Source organism: Streptomyces albireticuli (genome assembly GCF_002192455.1).
GTDB classification, from domain to species: domain Bacteria; phylum Actinomycetota; class Actinomycetes; order Streptomycetales; family Streptomycetaceae; genus Streptomyces; species Streptomyces albireticuli_B.
The window spans coordinates 7,245,138-7,263,932 of the sequence record NZ_CP021744.1 but is presented as its reverse complement, the minus strand read 5'-3'; the positions used below and the strand labels follow the sequence as shown (position 1 = coordinate 7,263,932).

General features: G+C 74.3%; 5 protein-coding genes and 1 pseudogene. 1 reads left to right on the top strand and 5 read right to left on the bottom strand.

The annotated features are described in order from the left end of the window. Positions 1–61 precede the first annotated feature (61 nt). The 3 genes and pseudogenes from SMD11_RS36930 to SMD11_RS31215 all read right to left on the bottom strand — a co-directional run. Positions 62–184 (bottom strand): hypothetical protein, encoded by a 123-nt coding sequence (locus SMD11_RS36930; RefSeq protein ID WP_267896874.1) that lies wholly within the window; start codon positions 182–184, stop codon positions 62–64. Between the two features lie 45 nt (positions 185–229). Then, positions 230–1,699 carry a M28 family metallopeptidase gene (locus tag SMD11_RS31220; RefSeq protein WP_234366246.1) on the bottom strand — a complete coding sequence of 490 codons (1,470 nt, stop codon included), beginning with the start codon at positions 1,697–1,699 and terminating at the stop codon, positions 230–232. Positions 1,700–1,877: 178 nt separating this feature from the next. Further along, a pseudogene (locus tag SMD11_RS31215) lies at positions 1,878–2,172 on the bottom strand (helix-turn-helix domain-containing protein); the annotation flags it as partial. Between the two features lie 111 nt (positions 2,173–2,283). Here SMD11_RS31215 and SMD11_RS31210 point away from each other — a divergent pair. After that, a protein-coding gene (locus tag SMD11_RS31210; RefSeq protein ID WP_087929636.1) for an IS5 family transposase occupies positions 2,284–3,092 on the top strand; the annotation gives its coding sequence in 2 pieces (ribosomal slippage) (positions 2,284–2,623 and positions 2,623–3,092; 810 coding nt in all). A gap of 347 nt (positions 3,093–3,439) precedes the next feature. On the opposite strand, the gene SMD11_RS31205 is transcribed toward SMD11_RS31210, so the two are convergent. Both SMD11_RS31205 and SMD11_RS31200 read right to left on the bottom strand, forming a co-directional pair. Next, positions 3,440–17,656, bottom strand: a complete 14,217-nt coding sequence (locus tag SMD11_RS31205) for a non-ribosomal peptide synthetase (protein WP_087929635.1) — start codon at positions 17,654–17,656, stop codon at positions 3,440–3,442. Between the two features lie 42 nt (positions 17,657–17,698). Further along, on the bottom strand, positions 17,699–18,748 hold the full coding sequence (locus tag SMD11_RS31200; RefSeq protein WP_234366245.1) for an iron-siderophore ABC transporter substrate-binding protein: 1,050 nt from the start codon (positions 18,746–18,748) through the stop codon (positions 17,699–17,701). Positions 18,749–18,795 lie beyond the last annotated feature (47 nt).

Below are 18,795 nucleotides of genomic sequence, written 5' to 3'. Positions count from 1 at the left end.
CTGAAACGATCAGTAAGTGCAGGCGCAGCGGGCCGGCCGGCCGGACCTGGAGGAGGAGACGTCAGTTCTTCGGGACCGTGCAGCTGGTGGACGAGCGCGGCACCGCGGCGGGCACCGGCAGCGTGCTCATCGGGAAGGTCACGCAGTAGCACTCCGTGCGAACGACGGCGGGGCGGGCGCTCATCACGAGCACCCGCCCCGCCTTTTCCTGTCCGCCGCCCGCGTCGGCTCAGTGCTTCAGCGAGCTCAGGTCGTAGGCGTACGTGCCGACTGCCTGGGCGATGACGTCGATATTGAGGTCGAAGTACTTCTTGTCGATGTTCTTCAACGTGTCGCCCGCGGCGTGGTAGTTGGGGTCGAAGGCCTCCCCGGCCTTCCCGCCCCACTTCCTGGACTGCTCGGGCGACTTGATCTCCTCGGCGCCGGTGGTGGTGCCGCCGGCCGGGATGCCGACCGCGATGAAGGGGCCGTAGTCGGAGCGCCCGTTGAAGTCGTAGCCCTCGTGCTGGACGTGCCGCTTGTCGAGATAGCCGTTGATGAGGCCCTCGATCTGTGCCGAACCGGCCGGGCCGGGGCCTGCTCCCTTCTTGTCGGAGTCGTCGCCGTCGTAGACGAGCTGGGCCGCGTTCGGCGAGGCGATCATGTCGAAGTTCAGATAGAGCTTGATCTGCTTCTGCTGCCGCTCGGTGAGGTTCTTGACGTAGTGCTTCGAGCCGAACAGGCCGAGCTCCTCGCCGGACCACCAGGAGAACCGCACCTTGTTGGGGAGCTGCTTGGGGTGCTTGCGGGTCTGCTTGGTCTCCTTGGCGAGCTTGAGGGCCACCTCGAGCAGACCGGCCGAGCCGGAGCCGTTGTCGTTGATGCCGGGCCCGTCGGGCACCGAGTCGAGGTGGCTGCCGAGCGCGACCACGCTGTCCGGGTTGCCGGTGCGGGTCTCGGCGATCACATTGCGGGTCTTCTTGGCAACGTTCTCGGTAGCCACGTCCAGAGTGACCTCGACCGGGCCCTTGGCGAGCTGCCCGGCCAGCGCCTCACCGTCGGCCAGGCCGATCCCGGCGGCCGGGATGTGGGCGTTGTCCCGCGACTCGACGGTGCCCTGCGCCAGGTCGGTCCCGGAGTGGTTGTAGACGATGATGCCGGCCGCGCCCGCCTTCGCGGCGACGGCCTCCTTCTCCGGGAAGGTGCAGCTGCCGCGCTTCACCAGCGCGATCTTCCCGGTGAAGGTGTCCGAGGCGTAGTCGTCGAGCGAGCAGCCCGGGGTGTCGTCGACGCGGGCGGCCTTCAGCTGGGCGGTGAGCCCGCCGGCCGGGGTCGACCTGCTGAAGGTGTATGCGGCGGTGGGAAGTTGACGCCCGCCCACGGTCAGCTTCTGGCGCAGGGTCTTCGACTCGTAGAACGTGAAGTCCTGGTACGAGACGTCGTACCCGGCGCGCTTGAGCTGCCCGTACACATAGGCCGCCGAGGCGTCGTAGCCGGGGGTGCCTGCGGCCCGGTTGCCGCCGTTGGCGTCGGCGATCTTCTGGAAGGCCTCCAGGTGACGGTAGGCGCTCTCCCCGGACGCCTCCTTGACCAGCTTCCTCGCCAGGTGCTGGTCGTGCTGGTCGTGCGCCCCGCGGGCGACGGCGGGCGTCGCCAGGGACAGGAGCACCGGGGCGGCCGCGAGGGCGGCTATGGCCCGGCTGCGACGGGATACGGGCACGGGAAATCCTCCGGAATGCGGTGCGGTGTCGCCGATGATCGACTCGCTTGCCAGCACCGTAACCAGCGAAAACGACTGTGTAGGGCATTTCTGGGCGAATGCAACGCAGACGCCATGGACTTGTCACAAGTGGGCAGGTGTCCCACACCCCGGACAATGGATTGGACAAGTCCGCCGGCAGGGCGTGAGGCCGGCTCAATTGCGAGCAACGGCCGCAGCCGCTTGATCACCCGGCACACGGTCGCCGGCGAGACGCCGAACAGCGGGGCGAGCTGCCGCATGGTGAGGTTCGTGCGGTAGTGCACAGCCACCGGCAGCACCCGGTCCGCCGGCGGCAGACACCACGGACGACCGCCACCGGGCCCGTTCCCGCCTCGTTCACGCACGACCTTCACCAGGCGCTCGAACTGCCGCATCCGCAGGCCCGTGAACGTCTCCACCCATAACGGCTCAGGCTTCAACACCCCACATATACAGGGGAAATGCCCGCCTCGCCGCCTTCTGCAACACGCTTTACTGATCGTTTCAGAATGAGTTGAGCTGTGGGTCTTGCGCTTGACGATCTTGGTCGACAGGGTGTCCGGGTGCGTGCTGATCTTGTTCCGGACGACCTGTGGGAGCGGGTGGCTCCGCTGCTGCCACCCGCGCCCGAGCGGCGCTACCGCCATCCCGGGCGACTCCGCGTCCCGGACAGGGCGGCCCTCGCGGGCATCATGTACGTGCTGCGAACCGGTGTTGCCTGGCGCGACGTGCCCACCGAGAGCGTGGGCTGCTGCGGCGTCACGGCCTGGCGCCGGCTGCGGGACTGGACCGAGGCCGGCGTCCGGCCGCGCCTGCACGCCGTCCTGCTGACCGAACTGCGCCGAGCGGACTCGCTGGACCTGGACGACTGCGCGGTCGACGGCTCACACGTCCGGGCCCTCAAGGGGGGGACCATGTCGGCCCCTCACCCGTCGACCGTGCCCGCCCCGGCTCCAAGCACCACCTGATCGTCGACCGCCACGGAACCCCGCTCGCCCTCACGCTCACCGGCGGCAACCGCCATGACGTCACCCAGCTCCTGCCGCTGCTGGACGCCGTCCCACCGATCCGGGGCCTGCGTGGACGCCCTCGCCGCGAGCCCCGGCGCTTGTACGCCGACCGCGGCTACGACTTCGACAAGTACCGCCGCCTGCTGTGGAAGCGCGGCATAAAACCGCTGATCGCCCGACGCGGCGTCGCCCACGGTTCCGGACTGGGCATGATCCGGTGGGTCGTTGAGCGCGCGTTCGCCTGGCTGCGCCAGTTCGAACGGCTCCGCACCCGCTACGAGCGACGCGCCGACCTCCACCAGGGCCTGCTCGAACTCGCCTGCGGCATCACCTGCCTACGACGGCCCCGGACGACACTCTGAAACGATCAGTAAGGCGTGGGCGTGGTGGGTACGGGGGCCTGGGCGGCGGTGCGGTCGCCCCGTGCCGGGGGCTTTTTCCCCACCCGCCCCTTCCCGGAACCGGGGGCAAGCCCCCGGGCCCCCGGTTCCGCGCTGACGCGCGGTGTCCTCAAGTGCCGGACGGGCTGAATTTCAGCCCGTCCGGCACTTGAGGACCGGGGTCCGGGGCGGAGCCCCGGTATCGGGAAGGGGCGGGGTGGGGAAGAAGCCCTCCCCGCACGGGACGCCGCACGGGAAAGGGCCCCGCCGGTGGGGAGGAAATCCCTCCCCACCGGCGGGGCCCTTACCTCAAGGCCCGCGCCCTGCGCCTACCCCACGCGCAGCTCCGACACCACCCTCTCCGGGTCGGACACCACCCGCTCCAGCAGCCCCCGCAGCTCCCCCGCCAGCCTCTCCGCCGTCTCCCGGTCGAAGACGTCCGTCGCGAAGATCAGCCCGCAGTGCACGGGCCCGTCCCCCCGCGGTTCGTAGAAGCTGAGGGTCAGGTCGGCCGCCGTGGAGCCCGTCGGGACCGCGTCCAGGGAGCCCAGGCCGCCCTCCAGTTCGGCCAGGTGGGCCTGTTCGTGGTGGATGACCATGACCTGGGGGCCCGCCGGGGCGAGGCCGGTGGCGTGGGCGACGTCGTCGAAGGGGACGTCCTGGCGGTCCAGGGCGCCGAGCGTGGTCTCCCGCACCCGGGTGAGGAGTTCGGTGAAGGAGGGGTCGCCCGCGGTGTCGGTGCGCAGGACGACCGTGTTCGAGAAGCAGCCGACCAGGTCGGTCAGGAGCTCGTCGGTGCGGCCGGCGACCATCGTGCCGATCGGCAGGTCGGTGCCCGCGCCATGGGCGGTGAGCAGCGCGGCGAGTGCCGAGTGCAGGACCATGAACATGCTCGTGCCGGTCCGGCGGGCGAGCTCGTCCACGCGGGTGTGCAGCTCCTCGTCGAGGACGAAGCCGACGACGTCGCCGCCCGGGCCGCCGTGCCCGCGGTCTCCGCGCGCGCCCGGCAGCACCAGCCCGTCCGGCATGCCGCTCAGCGTCCGCCGCCAGTACGCGAGCTGCCGCGCCCCGGTGCTGTCCGGGTCGGCCGGGTCGCCGAGGACCTCGTGCGCCCAGCGCGTGTAGTCCGGGTAGGTGACGGGCAGGGGCTCCCACTCGGGGGCCCGGCCTGCCGTGCGGGCCGCGTACGCCGTGGCGAGGTCACGGAGCAGGGGGACGACGGACCATTCGTCGACGGCCAGGTAGTGCATGGTCAGCAGCACCGCCTGGGCGCCGTCCGGCGCGGTGAGCAGCCGGACGCCCAGGGGTGCCCGCCGCTCCAGGTCCGCGGTCCCGGCCGCGAGCGCGGCCAGGCGGGCCTCCAGGTCGTCGCACCGCTCCTGTTCCAGGGCGGCCGGCGCGGCCGGGTTCTGGAGGACCGTGCCGTCCCGCTCGGTGAAGGCGGTGCGCAGCGGCTCGTGCCGCTGCACGACGTCGGCGAGCGCGGCGTCGAGCGCGGCCGCGTCCAGGCCGCCGGGCGACCGGAGGACGAGCGCGTGGTCGAAGCCCGCGTGGCGGCGGTACACGGTCCAGCGCCACCGCTGGGCGGGGGCGAGCGGCGCGGCGCCGGTGTCGTCCTGCCCGTCCCGGGCACGCAGCCGGGGCCTGCCGGCGCCGGCTCCGGCCTCGTCCAGCTTGGCCGCGAGGCCCGCGACCGTCAGCCCGTCGAAGACGTCACGGATGCTCAGGTCGGTGCCGAACACCGAGCGGATCCGGCCGAGGAGCCGCATCGAGGCCATCGAGTGGCCGCCCAGCGCGAAGAAGTTGTCGTGCACGCCGACGTCGGTGAGCTCCAGGACCTCGGCGAAGAGGTCCGCCAGCCGGGCCTGGGTGGGGGTCGCCGGGCGGCTGTCGCCGGTCAGCTCCGACCAGTCCGGCGCGGGCAGGGCCCGGCGGTCCAGCTTGCCGTTGGGGGTCAGCGGCAGCGGCCCGTCCAGGGGCACCACGAGGGTGGGCACCATGTACTCGGGCAGCATGCCGGCGACGTGGGCGCGCAGGGCGCGCGGGTCGAGTTCCCCGTCCTCCGGGACGGCGTAGCCGACCAGGCGGACGATGTCGCCCTTGCGGTCGGGCACCACGGCGGCCTGGGCGACCGCCGGGTGGGCGGCCAGGGCCGCCTCGATCTCGCCGAGCTCGATGCGGAAGCCCCGGACCTTGACCTGGGTGTCGACCCGGCCGAAGAAGTCGAGGTTGCCGTCCTCCCGCCAGCGCGCGCGGTCGCCGGTGCGGTACATCCGGGCGCCGGGCGCGCCGAACGGGTCGGCGACGAAGCGCTCCGAGGTCAGGGCGGGCCGGCCGAGGTAGCCGCGGGCGAGGCCGCGGCCGGCGACGTACAGCTCGCCGACCACGCCGGGCGGTACCGGGCGCAGGGTGGCGTCGAGCACGTAGCAGCGGGTGTTGGGGTCGGGGGCGCCGATGGGCACCCGGTTGCCGGCCGGGCCGCCGGCCCGCCGGGCGGGCCAGAGCGTGGAGTTGACGGTCGCCTCGGTCAGGCCGTAGGCGGCGATGAGGTCGACCGTGTCGCCCCAGCGCTCGAAGAGGTCCGGCGGCACGGTCTCGGTGCCGACGAGGATCGTCGAGCCCTCGGGGAGCCCGCACTCCGGCGGCAGGGCCGACACCAGCGACGGGGGCAGGATCATATGGGTGATCCGCTGCTCGGCGAGGAAGTCGGTCAGCGCCGGTCCCGCGACGCGGGCCTCGTCGGGGACGAGGACGAGCCGGCCGCCGTGGCACAGCGCCATGGCGAGTTCGAAGACGGCGACGTCGAAGCCGATGGAGGCGAACTGGAGGACCCTGCTGTCGCGTTCCAGGCCCATCCGGTCCACGGCGGTCGCGACCAGGCTGGCGATGCCCTCGTGCGGGACGACCACGCCCTTGGGGCGGCCCGTCGAGCCGGAGGTGTAGATGACGTAGGCGGCTCCGTCGAGGCTCACCGGCGCGGGCTCCGCCGGGGCTCCGGGCGGGCCGTCGAGCGCGGCGGCGGTGTCCGGGGCGTCGAGCAGCAGCACGGGGACGCCGGGTACGTCGGGGATCTTCCCGGCGACGCTTTCGGTGCCCACGACGAGCGCGGCGCCGGAGTCCTCCACCATGTAGGTGAGCCGGTCGGCGGGGTGGACGAGGTCGAGCGGCAGGAACGCGGCGCCCAGCCGGAGCACGGCGAGGACGGTCGCCACCATGTCGACGGACCGGGGGACGGCCACGCCGACGACACTCTCGGCGCCGATCCCGCGCGCGGCCAGCAGCCGGGCGATGCGGTCGGCCCGCGCGTCGAGCCGGGCGTAGCTCACCGAGCGGGAGCGTTCGACGACGGCCACGGCGTCGGGGCGGTCCGCGACCCGGGCCGCGAAGAGGGCGGGGAGGGTGGCCTCCTCGACCTCGCGGGCGGTGGCGTTGAAGCCTTCGAGCACCAGCCGCCGCTCGTCGGCGGTGAGCACGTCCACCCGGGAGACGGGCAGGCCGGGGGCGTCCGCGACGGCGGCGACGAGGAGCCGCAGCCTGTCGGCGAGGCGCTCCACGGTCTCCCGGTCGTACAGGTCGGTGGCGTACTCCAGCCGGCAGCCGAGCGTACCGCCCTCGCCGTCCGCGGCGGTCTCCTCGGTGAAGCTGAAGACCAGGTCGAACTTGGCGGTGCGGGCCTCGAAGGGCACGTACTCCATGTCCAGGCCGGGCAGTTCGAGGGCGCCGGCCACCCGGTTGTGGTAGCCGACCATCACCTGGAACAGCGGGTTGCGGGCGAGGGAGCGGGTGGGGTTGAGCTTCTCGACGACGGCCTCGAAGGGCACGTCCGCGTGGGAGAACGCGGCGAGGTCGGTGTCCCGCACCCGGGCCAGCAGGTCGGTGAAGCTCGGGTCGCCGGTGAGGTCGGCGCGCAGGACGAGGGTGTTGACGAAGAAGCCGACGAGGTCGTCGAGGGCTTCGTCGGTGCGCCCGGCGATGGGTGAGCCCAGCGGGATGTCGGTGCCCGCGCCCATGCGGTGGAGCAGGGCCGCGACGGCCGCGTGCGCGACCATGAACATGCTGGCGCCGCTCTCCCGGGCCAGCTTGCGCAAGGCCCGGTAGGAGGCGTCGTCGAAGGTGAGGGCGTGGTCGGCGCCGGCGAAGCTCGGGCGCGAGGGGCGCGGCCGGTCGGTGGGCAGTTCCAGTTCCTCGGGCGCGCCGTCCAGCGTGGTCCGCCAGAACTCCAGCTGCCGGGCGGCCAGGCTGTCCGGTGCGGCCGGGTCGCCGAGCAGGCGCTCCTGCCACAGGGCGTAGTCGGCGTACTGGACGGGCAGCGGCTCCCAGGCGGGTGCCGCGCCGTCCTTGCGGGCCGCGTAGGCGGTGGCGAGGTCGCGCAGGAACGGGCGGTCCGACCATTCGTCGGTGGTGATGTGGTGCAGCAGGATCACGGCGATGTGGTCGTCGGGGCCGAGCTCGACGACGGTGGCCCGCAGCGGCAGTTCGACGGCGAGGTCGAACGGCCGGGCGACGGCGTCGGCGACGACGCGGGCCGCCTCGGCCTCACCGGCCCGGACGTGCTCCACCACGGGGTGGGCGTCCGCCGGCGGCAGGACCCGCTGGAGGGCCCGGCCGTCGTGGTCCGTGAACAGGGTCCGCAGGGCCTCGTGGCGTGCCGTCACATCGTTGAGCGCCGCCCGCCAGGCGGGCAGGTCGAACGCGCCGCGCAGCCGCATGACCAGGGGGAAGTTGTACGCGGCCGAGGTGCCCTCCAGCTGCTGGACGACCCACAGGCGGCGCTGGGCGTGGGACAGCGGCAGCTCCGCCGGCCGCTCGGCGGCGACCAGCGCCGGCCGGGCGCCCGCCGCGTCCGGCCCGTCGGCGCGGCGCACCAGCTCGGCCACGGTCGGCGCCTCGAACAGGTCGCGGATGGACAGCTCCGCGTCCAGGGCGGTACGGGCCCGGCTGATCAGGCGGGTGGCCAGCAGGGAGTGGCCGCCCAGGTCGAAGAAGTCGCTGTCGGTCCCGACGGGCTCCGGCAGTCCGAGCACCTCGGCGAAGAGCGCGCAGAGCGTCTCCTCCCGGGGCGAGGCCGGCGGCCGGCCGGTGCCGGACCCGGTGTGCCCGGGCGCCGGGAGCGCCTTGACGTCGAGCTTGCCGTTGACGGTCAGCGGCAGGGTCGGGACGGTGACGAGCGCGGCGGGCACCATGTAGTCGGGCAGCTTGGCCTTCAGGTGGGCGCGCAGCCGCCCGAGGAGTTCCCCGGTGGCGGCGTCGGACGACGGCTCCGCCGCCGGCACCAGATAGCCGGTCAGGCGCTTGGTGCCGCCGGTGTCGGTCACCACGACGGCGGCGTGCGCGACCTCGGGGTGGGTGGCCAGGGCGGTGGAGATCTCGCCCAGCTCGATCCGGTATCCGCGGATCTTGACCTGGTCGTCGGTGCGGCCGAGGAAGTCCAGGAGGCCGTCGGGGCGCTGCCGTACGAGGTCTCCGGTGCGGTACATCCGCTCGCCCGGGGCGCCGAACGGGTCGGCGACGAAGCGGGCGGCGGTCAGGCCGGGCCGGTCGTGGTAGCCGCGGGCCAGGCCGGTGCCGGCGATGTACAGCTCGCCGGGGCAGCCGGGCGGTACGGGGCGCAGCATGGTGTCGAGGACGTGGGCCCGGGTGTTGCGGATGGGCCTGCCGACGGTCGGCGCGGGACTGTCGGCGGTGGAGCCGCCGAGGGTGTTGATCGTGTACTCGGTGGGTCCGTAGAGGTTGTAGCCGTAGGTGCCGTCGGTGTCCCGGAGCCGGGTCCAGACGGTGTCGGGCACGGCCTCGCCGCCGAGCAGGACCAGCGCGGGCCGGTGGCACCCGCCCTCCGGTTCCGCGGAGCGCTCCAGCAGGCCCTCCTCGATGAGGAGCTGGGCGTAGGTGGGGGTGACGTTGACGACGTCGACGCGGTGCCGGTCGCAGTAGGCGACGAGGGCCTCGGCGTCGCGGCGCAGCTCCTCGTCGCAGATGTGCACCTCGTGTCCCTCGACGAGCCAGAGCAGCTCCTCCCAGGACATGTCGAAGGCGAAGGAGACGGTGTGGGCGATGCGCAGGCGGCGTCCGCCGGCCGCGGCGATGGCCGGTCCGAAGACCTCCTTCTGGTGGTTGATCTGCATGTTCGTCAGGCCGCGGTAGGGCGTGACGACGCCCTTGGGACGGCCGGTGGAGCCGGAGGTGTAGATGAGGTAGGCGGGGTGCTCCAGCCGGTCCGGCAGGCCGCGGGCGAAGGCGGGCCGTTCGGCGTCGGTGACCTCTGCGTCCGGGAGGGCGGCGAGTTCGGCGGTCACGGCCGGGTCGTCCAGCAGGATCTCCGGTGCCAGGGCGCCCGCCTCGCCGCGCAGGGACGGGGCGACGGCCGTGGTGGTCAGCAGGCACAGGGGCGCGGTGTCCTCGACCGCCATCCGCAGCCGGTCGGCGGGGTGGTCGAGGTCGAGCGGCAGGTAGGCGGCGCCGGTGCGCAGCACGGCGAAGAGTGCCACGACGGTCTCGACGGAGCGCGGCAGCGCCAGGGCGACGGCCTTCTCGGGTCCGGCGCCGCGGGCCAGCAGCAGCCGGGCCATGCGGTTGATCTCGGCGTCCAGTCCGGCGTAGGTCAGGGCGCGCTCGCCGAAGACCAGTGCCACCTCGTCCGGGGTGCGGGCCGCCTGGGCGGCGAGGAGGTCGGCGACGGTGTCGTCGGGCACCGGCTGCCGGGTGTCCTCGCGGGCGGCGCGGAGCGCGGCCCGCTCGCCGGGGAGCAGCAGGTCGACGCCGCTGGTGGGGACGGGTGCGGCGGAGGTGGCGAGGTGGTCGGTCAGCCTCTCCAGGACGGTGGTGAAGCGGGTGAGGACCGTGGTCGCGGCCTCGGCGTCGAACATGTCGGGGCGGGCGGCGAGGGTCACCCGCGTCCGGGCGCCGGGGGTGACGATGAGGGTGAGCGGGAAGTGCGTGCCGTCGACGTTGGAGACGCCGGTGATGCCGTGCCGTTCGCGGAGGGCGGCGGCCCGGTCCTCGCCGTCGGCCGAGCGGAGCACGAACAGGGTGTCGAAGAGGCGGCGGTGGCCGGCCTCCCGCTGGAGCGCGCCGAGGCCCACGTACTCGTAGGGCATGACGGCCGCGCGCTCGGACTGCATCCGGCGCAGGAGGCCGGGCAGGGGCTCGGCCGGGTCGAGGGCGATCCGGACCGGGACGGTGTTGAGGAACATGCCGATGATGTCCTCGACGCCGGGGACCTCCACGGGGCGGCCGGCCACGGCGGTGCCGAAGGCGACGTCGGGGCGGCCCGTCATGGCGGACAGCACCAGGCCCCACGCGGCGTTGAGGACGGTGTTCACGGTGAGCCCGTGCCGGCGGGCGGCGGCCCGCAGCTTGTCGCCGCTCTCCTCGGGCAGCCAGGCGTCGAAGTCGACGGGGATGACGGGGCCGCCGTCGCGGCCGGCGGGGGCGAGCAGGGTGGGCTCGTCGAAGCCCGCGAGCGCCCGGCCCCACTCCCCCATGGCGGCGGGGGTGTCCTGCCGGTCGAGCCAGGCGAGGTAGTCGCGGTAGGAGCCGGCCGGCGGGAGGCCGGTGTCGTCGCCGGCGCGTTCGTAGAGCGTGAACAGCTCCTCCAGGAACAGCCACGCGGACCAGCCGTCCCACACGATGAGGTGGTGGGTGACGACGAGCCGGTCCTTGCCGCCGGGGAGGCGGATGAGCAGCAGGCGGCACAGCGGGGGCGCGGCGAGGTCGAAGCGCTGCCGCCGGTCGGCGGCCAGCAGTTCCTCGACGCGGGCGTCCCGTTCCTCCTCGGGGAGCGCGGAGAGGTCGGTCTCCGTCAGCGGGATCTCGGCGCCGTCCACGATGAACTGCACGGGGCGGGGCAAGCCGTCGCTGGTGAAGCCGGCGCGCAGGCCGGCGTTGCGGGCCAGCAGGGTCCGGCAGGCGGCGCGCAGGCGGTCGGCGTCGACGCGGTGGTCGAGGTCCAGGGCCTCCTGGGACAGGTAGACGTCGAGGGTGCCCACGTCGTAGGTGGCCTCGAAGTACATGCCCTCCTGGAGGGGTGAGAGCGGCCAGACGTCGGCGACGGGCCGTCCGGCGGTGGCCGCCACGCGGCCGGTCTCCTCCGGGGAGAGTTCGAGGCCGACCGGCGGGGGCTCCGGGGCGGCGGTCGGCTCCGGTGTCGCGGAGGCGGCGACCAGCTGGTCCAGGAGTGCTCGCAGGGCGGGGTCGACGGGCGCCCCCGACTGCTGTGCCAGGACGGCCTGGAGCGCGGCGGCGGCCTGTCCGGCGTCGGCGGCGGCGACGGTCACGCCCGCCTCGGCGGCGGGCGCGCCGGCCGGGGGCGCGGGGTCCGGGGCGGGGTCCGGGGCGGCGCCGGCGGCGAGCGCGGCGGGCGTGCGGCGGACGAAGACGTCGCGGGGGCTGATGGCTATTCCCTGCTGTCGGGCGCGGGTGGCGACGGTGATCGAGGTGAGGCTGTCCCCGCCCAGGACGAAGAAGTCGTCGTCGACGCCGGTCCCGGGCAGTCCGAGGACGTCGGAGAAGATCTCGCACAGGGCGCGTTCGCGGGCGTCGCGGGGCGCGCGGCCGCCGCCGGTGGTGGCCGCGGCGGGTGCGGGCAGGGCGTTCCGGTCGAGTTTGCCGCTGGGGGTCAGCGGCAGCTCGGCCAGGGGGACGAGGGCGCCGGGCACCATGGTCGCGGGCAGTTCGCCGGCGAGCGCCGCGCGCAGTGCCTCGGTGTCCAGGGTGGTGCCGGGGGCGGGCACGGCGTAGCCGACGAGCGCGCCGTCGCGGACGGTGACGGCCGCGTGGGCGACACCGGGCTGCCGGGACAGCGCCTCCTCGATCTCGCCCAGCTCGACGCGGTTGCCGCGGATCTTCACCTGGCGGTCGGTGCGGCCGAGGTACTCGATGTTCCCGTCGGGGCGGCGGCGTACGAGGTCGCCGGTGCGGTACATGCGCTCGCCCGGGGCGCCGAACGGGTCGGCGACGAAGCGGGCGGCCGTCAGACCGGGCCGGTCGTGGTAGCCGCGGGCCAGCTGGACGCCGGCGAGGTGGAGTTCGCCGGGCACGCCGTCGGGGACGGGGCGCAGGAAGGGGTCCAGCACGTACAGCCGGGTGTTCCACACCGGGCGGCCGATGGGGACGTCGCGGTCGGTGGCGCCCGTGTAGGGGAACCAGGTCACGTCGACGGCGGCCTCGGTGGGCCCGTAGAGGTTGTGCAGGGGTACGGGCCCGTGTCCGGCGCGGGAGGTGAGGTCCCACCACTTCCGGGCGGTGGCGCCGGTGAGCGCCTCGCCGCTGGCGAAGACCCGGCGCAGGCTCGCCGGCCAGCCGCCGGGGGCCGTGCCGGCCTCCATGGCCTGGACGAACGCGGCCAGCATCGAGGGCACGAAGTGCACGGTGGTGACGCGTTCGGCGTGGATGAGCCCGGCGAGGTAGTCGGGGTCGCGGTGGCCGTCGGGGCGGGCGAGGACGACGGCGGCTCCTTCGAGGAGCGGCCAGAAGAACTCCCACACCGACACGTCGAAGCTCGACGGGGTCTTCTGGAGGACCCGGTCGTCGGCGGCGAGTCCGTAGCTGTCCTGCATCCAGGCGAGGCGGTTGACGATCGCCCGGTGGGTGACGACGACGCCCTTGGGGCGGCCGGTGGAGCCGGAGGTGTAGATGAGGTAGGCGGGGTGGTCGGGGCCGGCGTGCTCGACGGGTGTGTCGGGGACCTCCTCGTCCTGGTCGAGGAGGAGGAGCTCCGGTCCCTCGCCACCGGGCAGCCGGCCGGCCGAGGCGGCGGTCGTGACGACGACGCGGGCGCCGGAGTCGGCGAGCATGTACGCCACCCGGTCGGCCGGGTAGTCCAGGTCCACGGGCAGGTAGGCGGCGCCCGCCTTGAGGACGCCGAGGAGCGCGACCATCAGCTCGGCCGAGCGCGGCACGGCGACGGCGACGCGCTGCTCCGGTGCCACGCCGCGGGCCCGCAGCCGGCGGGCCAGGGCCTCGGCGCGCCGGTCGAGCTCCGCGTACGACAGCCGCTCGCCCTCGTGCACCACGGCGGTGGCCCCGGGGGTGCGCGCCACCTGGGCGGCGAACCCGGCGGCGAGCGTGGTGCCGGGCACGGTGCGCGCGGTGGCGCCGAGCTCGGCGAGGCGCGCGTGCTCGGCCGCGGTCAGCAGGCCGAGCCGGGCGACGGGCAGACCGGGCTCGGCGACGAGGGTTTCCAGCAGGCCGAGGAAGCGGTCGGCGAGCACGCGGACGGCGGGCCCGTCGAGCCGGGCGGCGTCGTGCTTCCACCTCAGGCCGAGGCGGTCGCCCGGCCGGACGACGAGCGCGAGCGGGTAGTGCACGGCGTCGTGGACCTCGACGCCGGTGATGTCCAGGGCGTCGGCCCCCGCCCCGGACCGCTGCTGGTCCGGGTAGTTCTCGAACACCACGAGGGTGTCGAAGAGGTCACCGCCGCCGGCGGTGCGCTGGATGTCGGCGAGGCCGAGGTGGTGGTGCTCCAGCAGCCCGGCGTGCTCGTCCTGGAGGCGGCGCAGCGCCTCGGTGAGCGAGTCGTCCGGCCGTACCCGCATCCGGGTGGGCACCGTGTTGATGAAGAGACCGACGGCCGAGGCCAGCCCGTCGACCTCGGTGGCGCGGCCGGAGACGGTGCTGCCGAAGACGACGTCCGAGCCGCCGGTGAGCCCGCCGAGGAGGAGGCCCCAGGCGCCGTGGACGACGGTGCTCAGGGTGAGGCCGTGGGCGCGGGCGTGGGCGGTCAGGCGCGCGGTGAGCGGCTCGGGGACGCTGGTGTCGAGGTGCTCCGGCCGGGGCTCCGGACGGGTGTCCGTCCCGTCGGTGTCCGGTCCGGTGAGCCGGGTCGGTCCCGGCAGGCCGGCGAGGGCTGTGCCCCAGGCGTCCCGGGCGGCGTCGCGGTCGCGGCCGGCCAGCCAGGCCAGGTGGGCGCGCGGGTCGAAGGGGGCGGGGAGCTCCTCCCCCCGGTAGGCGGCGAGGAGTTCGCGCAGCAGGACGGAGACCGACCAGCCGTCGGCGACAATGTGATGCAGTGTCAGGAGGAGCCGGTGGCGCTCGCCGTCGCGGACCAGGGTGGCCCGGAGGAGCGGCGGGGCGGCGAGGTCGAACCGCTCGGCGCGGTCGGCCCGGAGCAGTTCGGCGAGCGCGGCGCCGGAGGCCTCGGCCTCCCGCCACGGCAGGGTGACGGCGTCGGCCACCCGCTGGACGACCCGGCCTCCGGGGAGCTGGCGGAAGCCCGCGCGCAGCAGCGGGTGCCGGTCGAGGAGGTGCTGGAGGGCGCGGCGGAGCCGGTCGCCGTCGACGGGGCCCGCGAGGTCGAGGAGTTCCTGCACCAGGTACAGGTCGGTGGCGTGCTCGTCGAAGCGGGCGTGGAAGAAGAAGCCTTCCTGGAGCGGGGAGACGGGCAGGGCCGTGTCGTCCAGCTCGACGGGGGCGGCGGCCGGGCCGCCCGTGACCGCGCCGGCGCCGGCCGCGGCGGCGAGCGCGGCGACCGTGCGGTGGCGGAAGACGTCGCGGGGGGTGAGCGCGAGGCCGGCCGCGCGGGCGCGTTCGACCAGCTGGATCGCGACGATGCTGTCGCCGCCGAGGGCGAAGAAGCTGTCGTGGACGCCCACCGAGGGCAGGCCGAGGACGTCGGCGAACAGCCCGGCGAGGGTGGCCTCGGCCGGCGTCGTCGGCGCGGCGCCGCCGGCGAGGGCGGTCCACTCGGGGTCGGGGAGCGCCTTGCCGTCGAGCTTTCCGTTGGGCGTCAGCGGGAGCGGTCCGTCCAGGACCACGACGGCCGAGGGCACCATGTGCTCGGGCAGCGTGCCGGCCAGCTCCGCGCGCGCGGCGGCGACGGCGGCGTCCGTGGCGCGGGGGTCCGCGCCGTCGCCGACCAGGTAGGCGACGAGGCGCTTGGTGCCCCGGTGGTCCTGGCGGACGAGGACAGCGGCCTGGGCGATGCCCGGGGAGGCCATGAAGGCGCTCTCGATCTCGCCGGGTTCGATCCGGTGGCCGCGGATCTTGAGCTGGCCGTCCGCGCGGCCGAGGAACTCCAGGTTGCCGTCCGCGCCCCAGCGGACGCGGTCGCCGGTGCGGTACATCCGCTCGCCCGGGGCACCGAACGGGTCGGCGACGAACCGGCCGGCGGTCAGGCCCGGCCGGCCGAGGTAGCCGCGGGCCAGGCCGCGCCCGGCGACGTACAGTTCGCCCTCGACGCCGACGCCCGCCGGGCGGAGTGCCTGGTCGAGGACGTAGCAGCGGGTGTTGGGGTCGGGCCGGCCGATGGGCACGGGGCCGGGGCGGTCCGGTTCGGCGGACCACAGCGTGGAGTTGACGGTCGCCTCGGTCAGCCCGTAGGCGACGACGACGCGCAGCCGGTCGGACCAGCGGGCGATCAGCTCGCCGGGCACGGCCTCGGTGCCGACGACGAGGACGGAGCCCTCGGGGAGGTCGCAGTCCTGCGGCAGGGCCGACACCAGGGACGGCGGCAGGATCATGTGGGTGGCCCGGTGGGCGGCGATGTAGTCGGTGAGGGCGGGGCCCGCGACGCGGCGCTCGGCGGGGACGACGATGACGCGGCCGCCGACGCACAGCGACATGACCAGGTCCCAGACCGTCACGTCGAAGCCGGCCGAGGCGAACTGCACGACGCGGCTTCCGGCGTCGATGCCGAGCCGGTCGGTGGCGGTGGCGATCAGGCTGCCGATGCCGTCGTGGGTGACGACGACGCCCTTGGGGCGGCCGGTGGAGCCGGAGGTGTAGATGACGTAGGCGGCCTGGTCGAGGGAGACCGGCACGGCTTCGGCCGGGGCGTCGAGGGCGGCCGGTTCGGCGGTGACCGCCGGGTCGTCGAGCAGCAGGCGGGTGCCGCCGGGGTCGTCCGGCAGCTCGCCGGCCAGTTCGCGGGTGGTGACGACGGTCCGCGCGCCGGCGTCTTCGAGCATGTACGCGATCCGGTCGCGGGGGTGGTCGGCGTCGAGCGGCAGATAGGCCGCGCCCGCCTTCATGACCGCGAGCAGGGCGGTCACCAGCTCGGGCGAGCGGGGCAGGGCGACGGCGACGACGTCCTCGGGGCGCACGCCCCGCGCGGTGAGCAGGCGGGCCAGCCGGCCCGCGGCCGCGTCGAGTTCGGCGTAGGTGAGTTCCCGGTCCTCGCAGACGAGGGCGACGGCGTCGGGGGTGCTGCGGGCCTGCCGTTCGAAGGCGGCGGGCCAGGTGAGCTCGGGGGCCTCGCGGGGCGCGGTGCCGAACTCCGTCAGCAGCCGGGTCCGCTCGGCGTCGTCCGTCAGCTCGACGCGGCCCAGGGGGCGGTCGGTGGCGTCCGCCATGGCGGCGAGGACGCGCAGGAACCGGCTCTCGTGGTCGTCGAGTTCCCGCTGTCCGCAGACGTCCGCGTCCGCGTCGAGGCCGACGCGTATGTTCCCGTCCTCGGGGGCGACGACGGTGACGGCGAGGTCGCTGACGCGGCCGAGCCAGACGGGGTGGAAGGAGGTCTCGTGGCCGCCGAAGCGGAAGTCCTCGGCGGCGGGGAGGATGTTGACGGTGGGTCCGACGAGTTCGGCGACGCCGTCGGTCAGACCCAGCTCCCTGGACAGTTCCTCGGCGCGGTAGCGGCCGTGCGCGAGGGTCTCGGCGATCTCGTGCCGGACCGCGTCCACGAGTGCGGCGGTGGTCATGTCCGGGCGGACCGTGACGCGCAGGGGGAGGACGTTGGAGACCATGCCGGGGAGGTCCCGGGTCCCGTCGTCGGCGCGGGCGGTGACCGGCAGGCCGAGGACGAGGTCCCGCTCGCCGGTGGCCCGGTGCAGGTAGGCGGCGACGGCCGCGACCAGCAGGCGGGAGGTGCGGACGCCGAGGGCGGCGGCGGCCTCGCGCACGCGGGCGGTGAGCCCGGGTGACAGCTCGGTCGTGCGGCGGACACGCCGTGTCATGGGCGTGCGGCCGCGCGGGACGAGGCGGACGGGCTCGGGGCGGTCGGCGAGCCGGTCCGTCCAGTGGTCGCGGTCGGCCCGGAACTGTCCGGAGGCGCGGTAGGCGCGGTCGGCGTCGGTCAGCCGGGTGAGCTCCCAGGCGGGGGCCTCGCTGTCCGTGCCGAGGGTGTAGAGCGCGCCGGCCCGGCGGGTGAGGTGGACGACGCCGGCGGCGTCGACGGCGAGGTGGTGGTACCGCTGGTACCAGCGGACGCGGTCGTCGGCCAGCCGGAGCAGGGCCTGGGCGAACAGCGGGCCGTGGGCGAGGTCCGTGGGCCGGTCGCGCTCGGCGTCGGCCCAGGCGTCGGCGGCGGCCTCCGGGTCCGGCTCGCCGCGCAGGTCGACGTGGCGGACCTCGACGGGGAGGCGGCGGACGTGCTGGCGCGGGCCGTCCGGCCCCGTCTCGACGCGGATGTGCAGGGGTTCGGCCTCCTCGGCCGCCTGCCGCACGGCGGCGGTCAGGCGGCCGAGGTCGACGGTGCCCCGCAGTTCCAGGTAGAACGCGATGTTGTACGCCGAGCTGTCCGGCTCGATCTGCTGGGCCAGCCAGATACCGGTTTGCGCACCGGTCAGTGGCAGTCCGGTCGCCTGCGTCCGGGCGGACTCGGCATCACACATGGTCGTCTTGCCTTTCCCTGGTCTTGCGTCTGCTCTGGAGCGTCAGTTCTTGGCGGCCGTCAGCAGCGGCACGATCTCGTCGATGGCGTAGGGGATGGACAGCACCGTGTTGAAGGAGAACGCGGCGCCGACGTCGGGGCCCTCGTAGGGGACGAACAGGTCCCGCTTCTCCTCGGAGACCTTCAGCTTCTTGTAGAAGGGCTCGGCCTTGATGCGGTCGTTGGCCTGGGTGCTGGAGGTGACCCAGACGAGCCGGTCGGCGTCGAGCACGTCCAGCTTCTCGGCGCTCAGTTCGGCGACGTTCCAGCCGGGCTTGGCCAGCTTGTCGATCTCGGGCTTGAGCTTGAAGCCGAGCTCGGAGAAGAAGATCGCCTTGGGGTCGCCCTTGGTGAACGCCGAGTACTTGCCCGCCTCGAAGCTGTCGGCCACGGTCAGCGTCTGCTCGGCGAACTCGGGGTGCTTCTCACGGACCGCCTTGAAGCGGGCGCCGATGTCCGCGATCTTCTTCTCGGCCTCGGCCTCCTTGCCCAGGGCCTTGCCGATCTGACGGGTGGACACCTGCCAGGGCGCCATGTAGTCGGCGTGCCCCTTCGGCTGGGCGACCACCGGGACGCCCATCTTCTTCAGCGTCTCGTACTGCTCCTTCTTCATGCCCGAGTACTGGGCGATGACCAGATCCGGCTTGAGGCCGGCGATCTTCTCCATGTTGTACTCGTCACGTTCGCCCACGACCGTCGGCGTCTGCGAGCCCCACAGGTCCTTGGTCCACGGCCACTTGCCGTACGGCTTCTCCTTGAACCAGTCGACCGAGCCGACCGGCTTGACGCCGAGCGCCAGCGCCGCGTCCTGGTCGGACAGCCCGAGGGTGACGACCCGCTTCGGCGCCTTCTTGATCTCCGTGCTGCCGTACTTGTGCTCGACCGTGACGGGGAAGGCACCGCCGGACCCGCTTCCCCCGGCGGCGGAGTCCTCCTCCTTCCCGGAGTCGCCGCCGCCGCAGGCGGTCAGGGTGAGCGCGGCGGCGAGGGCCACGGCCACGGCGGGCAGCTTGCCGAGGAGCTTCTTCGGAAGGGGAGGCGAACCGTTGGACACAGGGGTCCCTTTCACGTTCAAGGGGCGGGGGCGGGCTGACCGGTCGA

Coding starts and splice junctions, on each gene's coding strand:
- SMD11_RS31205 (WP_087929635.1), bottom strand. CDS start 17,656: ATGTGTGATGCCGAGTCCGCCCGGACGCAGGCGACCGGACTGCCACTG.
- SMD11_RS36930 (WP_267896874.1), bottom strand. CDS start 184: ATGAGCGCCCGCCCCGCCGTCGTTCGCACGGAGTGCTACTGCGTGACC.